Below are 12,118 nucleotides of genomic sequence, written 5' to 3'. Positions count from 1 at the left end.
AAAGGACCTTCAGGGTTAGATGGAGCGCAGGAACTTGACTACTGCGTCGCGATCAGACTTCGGCAGATTGTAGAATTTCTTGGCCGCCCACAGGGCATCGGAGTTCTCGCTGTAGGCATGCCACATGATGGCCTCGATCTCGTTTCGGGCACGGCAGTCATGCAAACGGTCTTCCGCGCCTGTGTTGACATAACTCAGTCCGCGGCCCCAGAGTGGGGTGGTGCGGCACCAACTGCCATGGATGCCATTCTTCATATACAGCCTGTGCTGCAGCATATCAGTGTAGGGATAGATGGTCTGATAGGCATAGGTGGGCAGGCTGAGTGCCTTCGTCGTGAGGATGGACGGCGACCACATGTCGTCGGGACCGGTCTGCCACTTGGCTCGATGGCATGATGCGCAGCCAATCTGGTTGAAGACAGCCTTGCCGCGCTGTACTGTCGCGTCGTTCAAATCTCGTGCGCGGGGAACGGCCAGACCGCGATGCCACACCATATACTGCCAGAAATTCTCGTCTGTCATTTCCGGTGAGAAGTTGTGGTAGGCATTGTTGAACTGGTCGGTCTTTGGGTCGAGCAGGGTCTTTACTGCTGCCGCGATGCCCGCGTCGGTACCGTCATTATAATAAGGTGAGGCCGGATTGGCCTTGATTTTCGCTATGACATCGGGGTTCTCGCTCATGGCCGTAGCCCAAGCCGTGGTCGTGTAGAGATAGTGGCGATCGCTCCGACTCACATTGGGGATGTTCCACATGGCGTTGGCACCGGCCCCGTCCTGCAGTGAGGCACGCGTCATGGCGTAAGTGAAACGCTTCACCCGCATCGTTCCGTCAGCAAGTTTATACCAGGCCCCGTTGGCTTTGCCGAGCGTGGGGTCGCCGGCCCAGTCATTGGCCTCCGCATTCCAGAAACCCGGGTTCAGCACATCGCTCACTTTCTGGCCGCGGGCCTTGGCCTGTGCGGCCTGCCTCTGATACTCGGCCTTGATCGAATCTTGCGGGATGGCGTCAAGCAGACCGGTGCCATAGAGGCCGATGGTGGACTCCAGGCGCACCGCATAGTTCGTCGGGATGGGGTTTGTATTGAATGCGGTGGGCAGTATCGTAACCGTCGGATAGATTAACTCATACTTCTCGCCGTCGGGAAACTGTGTGGCACTGATGCCTGACGGCATGTTTCCCGTCAAGGCCGTCCATGTCATGTTGATGCCATCCTCTTCCACAGGAGGCAGGAACGGCGACACGGCACGGGTCTGCGGCATACCGGTAACCTCGCTGATATACGGGCCGTCGTCGCTGTTGGCGCCGTCTACAGGATGATAGATCACGAGCAGATAGCCATTGCCGCGGTCGTCGGCGTTATAGCGTGTGGTGCGTTTTCCATGTCCGTAGCCGGGATGGCAGTCGATACAGGCCTGGCGGACATAGGCAGGGCCGAGTCCTTCAAGGTCTGGAGTCGTGCTCTTTTCCAAGAAATCATGTTCGAAGAAAATCTCTCCGCGCTTGAAGGCAGATGTGAGGTCGGCCTTGGTGATGGCCGGTGTCTCGTCCTCATAGGCAGAAGCCGTAGTGTTGTCGGTCGTCCCGCGGTCGCCTCCGGGATACCATTCTGATATGTCGAAGCCGGCAACGGCTTTCCCCACATAACTGTAATCGTCTTCTCCATTGGTGCTGATGCCTCCTTTCACATCATCGTCATGGCAAGAGACAAGTGCGAAGGTAGCGACAATTCCTATCAGCAAAGGTCTTAAATTGTTAAATCTCATTCTGCGTATAGTTTTTGGATTATAATTCATTCAATGTTTTTTCTGCGACAAAAGTTGCACTAACCGTAAACGGCATAGTGCAACTTGTAATGTTGGTTGCTATCGTTTCTTACTTAGTTCCTTTTAGCACCCGATTAGAAACTTGGTTAAGCTCACTGTCTAACTCGCCGACAGCATTGATGGCTGCACCAACGGTGGCTGCACCGGGGCTCTTGACGAAAGGCGTGCCACTTGTCTTGCAAGCGTTCAAAGCAGCCAAGGCGCTGGTTAATTTGGCCTGAAGGCTTGTTGCCGCATCAGGATAATACTTGGCAAGGAATGCCATGATGGAGGTGCTGGCATAGCTGCCTGTGTTAGCGCCAATATTTCCATACAGAGAATTCTGGATGCTCATGATGTTGTCATAGAAGTCAGCGAATGAGTTGTAGCTATACGGCGACTCGATATAATTAGGATCGTCGTCCTTCTTGCCCTGACCATTCGCTGAGCGATAGGCCTGTCCCATCTTCTGATCTGCCACCTCCGAGCAAATGTTTGAACAGCCGGCGACGAAGATAGTCTCAAGAACTTTCTTGACAGAAGCCGTTGCCAGAGAACTCTGAGCTGTGCCGGCAGCGAGAAGATCGGCGCCATAGCTCAGCTTTGTGGCGGTTGTCGTGCCATAGTCAGCCCCGAAACTACCATTGTTTTGACACTCCGTGACGCGAGCGACATGTGCCGCCGCCGCGGTATTTCCACGCCAAGCAACTTCCAACTGGAATGTCTTGTCACGGAGATCGCCGGCAACAACCTTTGCATAGAGTATCTCTGCCTGGGCCGTAATACCGTCACTCTCGGAAATAAAGCCTTCGTAAACTTCTTTCTGATTGTTGTTGAAGACGGAGGCGGGACGGGGATTTCCGTCGCGGAAGAATATGAATTCAACGCCGTGGAAGCCAAGCTGACCGTCTTCCGACAAAGTCTTGCGGGCATAGGCGATGGCTTCGTTCTCGTTCATGTTCTTGAAATTATCCAACACATCCTTTCTTACCAGAATGTTTTTCAATGTCGGCAGGTCGAGTGGCCATGAATCAATGTGTGGGTCAATGTTGAAGTCAGAGGCTGCGCCGTATAGGAAAGCTTCTGACTCCTCCCAATATTTACGGGCAGTCTTATAAGTGTTGCAGATGGTTTTAACTTCTTCATCTGTAACATTCTGATTGCTTTGCAATTTTGCGTTGAAAGCAGATATCTGAGAGAACAAGGTCTCGCACTCGTTGGCCAGATTGGTATAGGTCGGGTATACTACAGCTTCCAGATAGGTATTTGTAAGAGCTTTGATGGCAGTATTTTGCTCAGCCTGGAGATTAATAGGGGCTGGGTCGTCGTTGCTGCTGCCGCAAGAGGTGAACCCGGTAGTAAGGGCACTTGCTGCAACGAAAAGCAGGGCATACTTGAAAGACTTTTTCATAACTTGCTTTGATTTTTATAGATATTACTTATTTTATGTTTAATGATTACTATCATCATTTTTATGTGCGCGTCTTGCCTTAGTGCAGGCGGGCTTTCAGCTCATCGACTTCTTGCTGTAGACGGTTCAACTTCTCGAGCTGCTCTTCGTTGAGGCTCGTGTTGCACCTGTGCTTGCGTGCCGTGGAGAGCTGGAAGAAACCTTCATAGGCAATGCCGACATTGATGCTTGGCTCATCGTTGTAAGGAGTTGCTAAGTCTCTTCTTGAATAGTCGGCCTTAATAGCGATTTGGGGAATAGGGAAATAGTTGACGCCAGCCGTCCATACATTGCGGCGAGTATAGCCGTAATGATTCTGCGTAGCCTCCGGGATGCAGGAGTTATAATGGTCATAGCGGGCAAATACATATAGCTTTTGATTCCTCACCCTCAACCTCTCGATCTGTGAGAACACATCATAGCCGGCCTCGACACCGATAGAAAGCGCGTTCTTGCCGACCACGGTTACATCATAAGGTGATGTTTTCGGCATGTTGGCCTTGGCGTTGTTCAACAGGGGAGTATCGGAAATATATCCATAATCTGCCTGTCCACGAACAATCCAGTTCCATTTGTCCAGCGTGAAATCAAAACTTCCGATATAGGTATAGGCCTTGCACTTATTGTAACTCTTGCCCTCGCCTTCCATCTCGTTAGGGTATTGGTTGTGCATGGACTGTCCTCCATAACCGCTAACGGCCAACCGGAGGCCTGGCATAGCATAATAATCTATGCGGGCGGCAAAGCCATATTTGTTCGCGGGCTTGAATTCGTATGCGCTTCCAGCCCCTTTGTGAATCCATCCGTCGCGGCTGAATTGAAGCGCGTTTAGGCCTGCGAGGAACTCCAACTCATACTTGAATTTGCCATAGAAGCCCCAAAAGCTGATACCTGTATCATGCCATGTGGAAGGAAGAATCGTATTCTCGCCTTCGGGACGATAGATGGTGAAGAAGTTCAAGGGTTCATGATGCGCGTTATTGAGACCCACCGGGACGATGATATGGCCTAACTTCAGGTTAGCCCAATTGGCGAAACGCTTGTTGATCCAGAACTGTTCGAGCTCAACCTCGCCGCCTTTCTCAACCTCCATCTCGTATTCACCGCCCTCGTCGGCTTCTATTTCAGTGGCGGCACCGGTACCCGTATGCTCAAACTCTATCTCTGTTCCTAATGTCCAGCCTTTGCCGAAGTCGTATCCGAGATAGATAACCGCGTGCGGAATGTCAAAGCGCCCATTGCCCGCATAGCTCTTATACTGGCCGGGATTGCGATAACGATACATGTTGTCGCTATAGAAATTGCGGCTGAAAGCCACTTCCCCGTACCCGCCGATTGTAAGTCTGCTGCCTGTCTTCGCTTGGTTTAGCACGCTGTCGGCTGCGCTTTCTTGTGCTTCAGAGATAGCTGGCATGGTTACAAGTGCCATGGCGCAAAGGGCTAAACCAATTAAATTACTTTTCATTCTATTCAGTTCTTGTTAAAGTCTATTTGTTATTTTTATGAGATTGTTTTGTCGTAATTCTCTCTTTTATGACGCAAAGATATATCGATTTTTTAGTTTGGACAATACCTTAAAATAGGTAAATATATGTTTGAAATTGTATGTTTTCTGGTTTTCTACGGGCTTTTGTTTTAAGAAACCTTATAGCGTAAATACCTAAAAATGGTGATGGCAAGCCATAGGAGCCTATAGGAATATAAGCAGAAATAATGAGGAAAAGTCAGTGCAATGTCCCCCACATTTACAGGAGGCGGTTTATCGTTTTTCTTTTAACGGTTGAAAGGCGGGCAAAAGGCCGTTAAAAGGAAGGCTTCTAACGGTTAAAAGGCGAGTAAAAGGCCGTCTTTTGCAACCTTGTTTTTAAGTGCCTGATAATCAGGATGTGGCAATCCCTCAACTTGCCAGCAACAAGCAAGTTGAGGGATTGTGCATAAGGGCTGTTCCTCTTCCGCTATTTCAAGTGTTTCTTCAGTTGTTTTCCGATGAGGGTATATCCCTTTTCATTGGGATGCAGTCCGTCATTGCAGAAGAACTGAGGGTCTATCTTCCCGCTTCCGTCCGGCAGGAGGAGGCTCTTGTTGAAGTCGAGCAGGTCGGTGTGATCGTCGCAGACGAGCTTCGCCTCGAGCAGTTGGTTGATTCGGGCCACCTTCTCCTCTCGGTTTCGGGCAGGATATATTTTAATAATGTGTAACTTGGCCTGTGGCTGTCGCTCACGGATGAGCGCGGCGAGGTCGACGATTCCTTGCGCGATGTCTTCCGGTTTGTCGGCATAGTTGTTAATGCCGATGAGCAGGCAGATGTGCCTGGGCGAGCATCCTTCGAGCTCTCCGTGGTATATCCGCCAGAAGACATTCTCTATGCGGTCCCATCCGAACCCCATGTTGGTTACGCGGCGTTTTCCGAAAGTCTTGCTCCATGCCGCTCCGCCGTTGTTCACGCCCATCTGGGGATTGCCTCCCCAGAAGTGGGTGATCGAATTGCCGATGAGCAATATCTCAGGGTCGGTGGTGTGGTTGAGGGCGATGACGGCATTGTGCCGTGCCATCCACTCGTAGCATCCGTCGCGGCGTTGCGTAACGGGAGGATATCGTCGGTTCCATTCGTCTTCCCGCAGCATTTCCCGGAGCTTCTTCTCGTAGGCGTCGGCATAGACTCGGTTGCCGAGGTCGTTGGGATGCGAGCCTTCCATCATGTCGTTGTCCTGCATGTCTATTTCGCTGTGTGGCAGATAGTAAAGCCCTTTCACGCCTTCGGCCTGCAACTGTTGGTAGGCCTCATGCAGGTAGCCGTCGCCCTTGCGGTACATGGCCTCGATATCGGGCCGGAACACTTTGTCGGCCATGCCGTGGGCTTCGACGAGCAGGATGGGAGCCTCGCTCTTGCTGCGCAGCTTGTAGACGCCTCGCTTTGTGCGGTTGATGATGGTGTCGCGTTCCAGCTTGAAGCTGTTGGGCATCGGGTCGATGACGAAGGCCCGGGCGTCTATTTCCGACATGGCGTCGAAAAGCGGAGTCTCGATTCGCGCCGAGCCGGAGAACCCGAGGTTGACGACGGGGTAGCCGAGCTCCCTCTGCACAAGGTTGGTAATCATCAGTCCCGGGCGCGAGGGGGATGCTCCCTGGATGATGCTGGATCCATAGACGACGACAGGACGCTCCGCGCTCTCATGCAGGAATTGGAATTGAGCTCCCTTGTCGACACCTATTTCTACATATTTCAGCCCGTTGTAAGAGGGCAGGTAGAGCACATATTCTATGCCGCGACTCTTGGAAGAAGGGGGCGAGAGCCGTTCCCAGCGCATGGAAATGGTGTCGATGTTGCTGCTTTTCCATTTCCAGCTCATGTGGGTTCCTATCCAGTGATAGTCGCCGTCGGCGGTCTTTCCGTAGAGGTCCACTCCTGAATGGTTGAGCGGAGCCATGTTGCGGTTGCCGTCGGCGTTGAAGGCAAGGCCGTATCTGACCGTGATGTTCTTGGAGTTACTCACGAAGCGCACGGACAGGCCAGCACATTGTCTCTGCAAGCTCCATACACTCTTGGGCATGATAGCTTCAAACCGGTCGGGCATGCGGTTGAAGGAATGGTTGCCGATCTCGGCATTCCACGCCCTTCCGCCAATGTAGGGGACGGCCGTGTCCATAGGGTTGTGCCACTCAGTCTGTGCGATTGCCGACAGGCTGAGGCACCACAGCATGAATAAAAAGGAGTAGATTCTATTTGTTTTCATATGGGTTAAATTATTGGTTTATTCTTTTCTGGTATTTTCAGGCTTCTTTTTGGAAAGTGTCGTCCTTACTCGAAATAGAAGGTCAGGACGATCATCTTCGAATGAGCCTTGTCTATTGAATTTGCGTAGGGGCGCATATTGGCATCCTTCAGCTTGGCGGCATGGTTCCTGTCGAGGCTGTTTGTCAGGCCGAAGAGAAACTTCAGCTCCGGACGCAGCTTGAAGAAAGGCAGGTAAAAGTCGCATCCCACCCCGATCTCCGCAAAGACATCCAATTTCTTCAGCTTGATGTAGTCTTCGTCGCCACCGCTCAGGTTGAGCATCGGATTCAGTCCTGCCATGAGGTAAGGACGGTGGTTGTTGCTGCGCGGAGCGGCAAAAATCAGGTCTAAGGCCGATGATACATATACGGTCTTCAGGTCTTGCTGCTGTGTGATAGGGTGCCCGGTGCCGTCAGTTTCCTTGTGATTGTGAAAGGTGAGGTGGCGATTTCCGAAATAGAGAGCCGGTGCCACACGGAACTGAAAGTTCTCGTGTAGGCGGAATTCGGCTAATACGCCTACATTCAAGCCTGCATCCCACCGGTTCTGGTCTGTGGTGATGAGGGCTTGGGTCTCGCTCCCGTCTTCGTTTACGATGTTCTGTAGGCCGATGTTGTTAAACTCAAGGTCTTGCACATGGGTACCTACGAGAATCCCGAAGTGCACGGGTCTGAGGTCGGTATACGGCCTGTTCTGCACCATGCGTTCCTGGGCGGCAAGCGTCAAGGTACCCGTGAGCAGGATAAGGAGGATTATGAAATGTCGCTTCATATTTCTTTTCTTCGTGTTAGGCATGTTCTCTACCGGAAAAACAGGTAGGGTCCTCAATCCTAAACGATATTCCTACAGGTTTATTGCATGCTTAAGCAAAAAGGCTGGCAGAGAAGAGAACTTCATCCGCCAGCCGTTTTACTCTGAATCTCCCACAAGGAGAAGCCTGTCCCTTATTCAGGAAGAGAGATTGCCTCGTTAGGGCAGACACTGGCACATGTGCCGCATTCCGTGCACGCATCAGCGTCGATGTGATAGATATTGCCTTCAGAAATAGCGCCTACCGGGCACTCATCAATACATGTACCGCAAGCGATGCAGTCATTACCAATTACATAAGCCATAATAAATCTTGTTTTTAAATAAATTATAATGTTATTCTAAATGCTCCTTTGTCTTTCGGATAATGATACCTACTATTGACGATGCAAATTTACGATATAATTTCCAGAATACCTTGAAATGGTGAGAATATTTTCGCAATTTATAAATTGTCTAATTTATAGGCGGCAGTCTACGAGAAGCCCGCTACTTCCTGAGCGGCGCATCTGCCGCCGATTCGTTTTTTAGAAATATTATACAAATCTGCTTGGAGTTTCAATTGAAATAGTTTATTTTTGCACTCTCGGGCGAGGTGGAATGTCTTACAGGGAAGCCTCTGCCAGGGAAAGAATATAATAATAGGATATGAAGAAACTAATAAATATGCTGTCTTTCAAGCCAGTCCTCATTGCCGCCGTGCTTTTGTTTGCCTTTCGGGTACAGGCACAGGGAGATTCCGCGGCCGGCGCAGACAGGGTTGTTCAGGCAATGGGGATTGATTCCACACTTTCGCAACAACTGGAAGCTGTTGCCGCGGAGGATGTTGACACGGCTATGATTGGTGCCGGAACGGCAGGCTTTCATCAAGCCTTGAAAAAAAAGTTTATTGAGGGCAATGCCGGCTTCATGTCGCTGGTGGCCTTGGCCTTGGTTCTGGGCCTGGCTTTCTGTATCGAGCGCATCATTTATCTCAGCCTTTCGGAAATCAATGCCAAGAAGTTTGTGGCTGATTTGGAGGACAAGATTGTCGCCGATGACATTGAGGGGGCGAAGAGCCAGTGTCGGGAAACGAGAGGTCCGGTGGCGAGCATTTGTTATCAGGGGCTGCTCCGGATTGACGAGTCGATAGAGACCATCGAGCGCAGCATAGTCTCCTATGGCTCCGTCCAGTCTGCCAACCTGGAGAAAGGATGCTCGTGGATTACACTTTTCATCGCCGTTGCGCCGTCCCTTGGCTTTCTCGGAACCGTCATAGGCATGGTGATGGCCTTCGACCAGATTCAGACGGCAGAGGATATTAGCCCCACCATCGTGGCCTCGGGAATGAAAGTAGCGCTGATAACAACGATTTTCGGTATCATCGTAGCTCTCATTTTACAGGTGTTCTACAACTATATCCTCTCAAAGATCGACCATCTCACGGCACAGATGGAGGAGTCGGCCATATCACTGCTTGACGCCATTCAGCAGAAAAAACTTGGGAAATGAAAATGGGTAGATTACACGATTGCTCGACGGAAAAGATTTCCTCTCGCGTGCTCTATGTCCTGACAGGGCTCGTGGTCGTGGTCTTTGCTTTGTTCTATCTTGTGGGATTCTATATGCCTTACTTGCCCGAACCGTCGTTCAATGCTCCGATTTTTACCGACGGTGTTATTTTCCTGATGGCAGTTTTGCTGCTGACCGCCGTCAGTGTGGCGGTGGTCTCCATAACGAAGACCGTTCGCAAGACCGGTAAGGGCGAGGCTGTCAGCAACGGCATACCCGTGCGCAAGATATCCATAGCCATCATCAGCGTTACGATTGTCCTGCTTGCTTTGACTTTTTTGTCAGGTCCTACAGGGGGATTATTAATTAACGGGAATAATTTCACAGACACCTTGTGGCTGAAAATGGCCGATATGTTCATCAATACCTCCTTGATCCTCATCGTGATAGCCGTCGTTTCCGTGCTGTATGGTGCCACGCGCTATTACAGAAAGGAGCGCCGATGAATTTCCGCAGGCGCAAGCATGAGGTCCCCGGGTTGAATACCACTTCTACGGCAGACATCTCGTTCATGTTGCTGATATTCTTCCTTGTTACCACATCGATGGATGTGGAGAAGGGAATCGTACGCCAACTTCCGCCAGCCGACAACCAAGAGGAGCAGGTGGAGACAGATGTAGAGAAAGGCACATTGCTCAGTTTCCGTATCACCAACGCCGATTCGCTCTTGTTAGACGGAAAGCCCGTCTCGTCAGCTGAGGCGATCCGGCGCGTGGAGAGCTTCGTCGGCCGGCTGGGAAAGCGGCACCTCATTTCCATTGACACCTCGCCCAAGGCTTCCTATGATGCCTATTTCCATTTGCAGAACCTGCTCATCAAGGCCTATCGGGAGGTCAGGGACAAGGCTTCACGAAGAAAATATGGCCGCCCATATGCCGAGTTAAGTCCCGCGAAGCGAGACATCATCAAGACCGACTGGCCGCAACGCGTGGCCGAAGCCTATAACGGCATGGGGAAAGGAGGTTTTGAATGAGCATGTTCCGACGCGTCGATCGTCAAGTGCCCTCTTTGAATACGGCCTCCTTGCCCGACCTTATCTTCACGGTGCTGTTTTTCTTTATGATCGTAACCCACATGCGCACCGAGACCGTGAGGGTGCGGTTTCGCCAGCCTCAGGGTACGGAGCTTACCCGGCTGGTTAAGAAATCGGTGGCTACACACATTTATATAGGCACTCCACAGGGAGCCGCCAGTGGCACGGTCATCCAGATGAACGACAAATATGTGCGGGTGGACGAGATTGAGCGATACATGAGACTCGTGGTCTCCCATCTCTCGCCCGAGGAAAGAGAGCAGATGACGGTGTCGCTGAAGGCCGACCGGGCCACGAAGATGGGCATTATCACGGAGGTGAAACTGGCTCTTCGCCGTGCCGGCGCCTTGAAGATCAGTTACTCTGCCGATGAGGAGAAAGTAGCCCATTGAAGACCTTGTCTTTCATGGATGGCGACTTGTTTTTTCAAAGAAAGCGGTAATTTTGTACGAAAAAACTATGAAAAGTTGCAATTGTAAATTATAAGCATTAACTTTGCAAGTAAAATAGTAATCATATGGCAAGTCATAAATTAGATTCTTTAGACAGGAAAATACTTGAAATGGTGGCAGAAGATGCCCGTGTTCCGTTCCTTGAAGTAGCCCGTGTATGCAATGTAAGCGGCGCGGCAATCCATCAGCGCATTGCCAAGCTGAGGGCGATGGGCGTATTGAAAGGCTCCCAGTTCATTATCAATCCGGAAGCGATAGGTTATGAGACCTGCGCGTACATTGGTCTTTATCTTAAGGATCCGGAGTCGTTTGACGATGTAGTCGAGAAGCTGCGCGATATTCCTGAAGTTACGGAATGCCATTATACGACGGGCGGCTTCGATATGTTTATCAAGATATATGCCCGCAACAACCATCATCTGTTGAACACCATCCACGACCGCCTGCAGCCTCTGGGCCTTTCGCGCAGTGAGACCATCGTCTCCTTCAACGCCGTTATCGACCGTCAGCTGCCGATTCCCGAGGCGGAACGGGAAGAGGAAGAATACACGGAAGAATAGTGTCTTAATCCTTGAAATGAATAAATATCTCCCAAGGGCATCATGCTTTTGGGAGTTCGTATCCAATCCTTGCTTGTCCGTTGTCAGCCTCCCGCAGGGCTATAAACCGGCAGGAGGTTGACGAAATCGCCGATTTTGTCCCACGATTTCGCCGATTTCGTCGCACAATCTCGCCGAGATAGTCAGCCGGCTCTATGCTTTCACATAATCCACGAAGGCGTAGGCGTGGGCATGGCGGTCGTCGGCGGGATGCTCCTCGCGCGCCACTTCTTTCCATCCTTCATACTCCGGGAAGAAGGCATCGGCGTTTTCCGGGGTGTCATCCACCTCTGTCAGGCAGAGCCGGTCGGCCTTGTCGAGCGCTTGTCTGTAGACGCTTGCCCCACCTATTATATATATATCCTCGTCGGGTCGGCAATGGCGCAGCGCCTCGTCGAGCGATCTGTAGCAGTCGCAGCCCGCAAACTCTTGCCCGTTTCGGCTCAAGACCACATTGCGGCGGTTAGGCAGGGCGCCCTTGGGGAGGCTCTCAAAGGTCTTCCGCCCCATGATAATGGTGTGTCCGGAGGTAAGGCTCTTGAAGCGTTTCAGGTCGTTGGGCAGCCAGTAGAGCAGTTTGTTCTGATAGCCGATGGCGTGGTTCCGTGCTACGGCGGCGATAATGTTGATCCTCATGGGTATTGT

12 protein-coding genes are annotated in these 12,118 nt (G+C 51.3%); 5 read left to right on the top strand and 7 right to left on the bottom strand.

Annotated features, from left to right (window positions below):
- Positions 1 to 15 precede the first annotated feature (15 nt).
- The 6 genes from C7120_RS12150 to C7120_RS12125 all read right to left on the bottom strand — a co-directional run bounded on the left by C7120_RS12150 (position 16) and on the right by C7120_RS12125 (position 8,143).
- A complete protein-coding gene (locus C7120_RS12150) occupies positions 16 to 1,764 on the bottom strand; it encodes a di-heme oxidoredictase family protein (RefSeq protein WP_107621902.1) in 1,749 nt (582 codons plus the stop codon).
- Between the two features lie 109 nt (positions 1,765 to 1,873).
- Entirely contained in the window at positions 1,874 to 3,214 is a 1,341-nt protein-coding gene (locus tag C7120_RS12145; RefSeq protein ID WP_107621901.1) for an imelysin family protein, read from the bottom strand.
- A 79-nt stretch (positions 3,215 to 3,293) separates the two neighbouring features.
- Positions 3,294 to 4,682: an OprO/OprP family phosphate-selective porin gene (locus C7120_RS12140; protein ID WP_233247108.1), complete on the bottom strand. Its 1,389-nt coding sequence runs from the start codon at positions 4,680 to 4,682 to the stop codon at positions 3,294 to 3,296.
- 526 nt (positions 4,683 to 5,208) lie between these two features.
- On the bottom strand, positions 5,209 to 6,987 hold the full coding sequence (locus C7120_RS12135; RefSeq protein ID WP_107621900.1) for an SGNH/GDSL hydrolase family protein: 1,779 nt from the start codon (positions 6,985 to 6,987) through the stop codon (positions 5,209 to 5,211).
- 65 nt (positions 6,988 to 7,052) lie between these two features.
- Positions 7,053 to 7,799 carry a porin family protein gene (locus C7120_RS12130; protein ID WP_107621962.1) on the bottom strand — a complete coding sequence of 249 codons (747 nt, stop codon included), beginning with the start codon at positions 7,797 to 7,799 and terminating at the stop codon, positions 7,053 to 7,055.
- Positions 7,800 to 7,972: 173 nt separating this feature from the next.
- Positions 7,973 to 8,143 carry a DUF362 domain-containing protein gene (locus C7120_RS12125; protein WP_107621899.1) on the bottom strand — a complete coding sequence of 57 codons (171 nt, stop codon included), beginning with the start codon at positions 8,141 to 8,143 and terminating at the stop codon, positions 7,973 to 7,975.
- A gap of 343 nt (positions 8,144 to 8,486) precedes the next feature.
- Between C7120_RS12125 and C7120_RS12120 the strand changes: the two genes are divergently transcribed.
- From C7120_RS12120 to C7120_RS12100, 5 genes are all read left to right on the top strand, one after another.
- A complete protein-coding gene (locus C7120_RS12120; protein WP_369916883.1) occupies positions 8,487 to 9,329 on the top strand; it encodes a MotA/TolQ/ExbB proton channel family protein in 843 nt (280 codons plus the stop codon).
- Positions 9,330 to 9,331: 2 nt separating this feature from the next.
- On the top strand, positions 9,332 to 9,835 hold the full coding sequence (locus tag C7120_RS12115) for a hypothetical protein (protein WP_233247103.1): 504 nt from the start codon (positions 9,332 to 9,334) through the stop codon (positions 9,833 to 9,835).
- Entirely contained in the window at positions 9,832 to 10,362 is a 531-nt protein-coding gene (locus C7120_RS12110; protein WP_107621897.1) for a biopolymer transporter ExbD, read from the top strand. Before C7120_RS12115 ends, C7120_RS12110 begins: the two co-directional genes overlap by 4 nt.
- Positions 10,359 to 10,814: a biopolymer transporter ExbD gene (locus C7120_RS12105; RefSeq protein ID WP_107621896.1), complete on the top strand. Its 456-nt coding sequence runs from the start codon at positions 10,359 to 10,361 to the stop codon at positions 10,812 to 10,814. Before C7120_RS12110 ends, C7120_RS12105 begins: the two co-directional genes overlap by 4 nt.
- Positions 10,815 to 10,939: 125 nt before the next feature.
- On the top strand, positions 10,940 to 11,434 hold the full coding sequence (locus C7120_RS12100) for an Lrp/AsnC family transcriptional regulator (protein ID WP_107621895.1): 495 nt from the start codon (positions 10,940 to 10,942) through the stop codon (positions 11,432 to 11,434).
- Between the two features lie 192 nt (positions 11,435 to 11,626).
- Here C7120_RS12100 and C7120_RS12095 read toward each other — a convergent pair whose 3' ends face one another.
- On the bottom strand, positions 11,627 to 12,109 hold the full coding sequence (locus C7120_RS12095) for a dihydrofolate reductase (protein WP_107621894.1): 483 nt from the start codon (positions 12,107 to 12,109) through the stop codon (positions 11,627 to 11,629).
- Between the last annotated feature and the right edge of the window lie 9 nt (positions 12,110 to 12,118).

The organism is Prevotella sp. oral taxon 376, assembly GCF_003043945.1.
In the GTDB taxonomy this organism is placed as follows: Bacteria; Bacteroidota; Bacteroidia; order Bacteroidales; family Bacteroidaceae; genus Prevotella.
The sequence above is the reverse complement of the archived record's forward strand: the minus strand, read 5'-3'. Positions and strand labels throughout refer to the sequence as shown.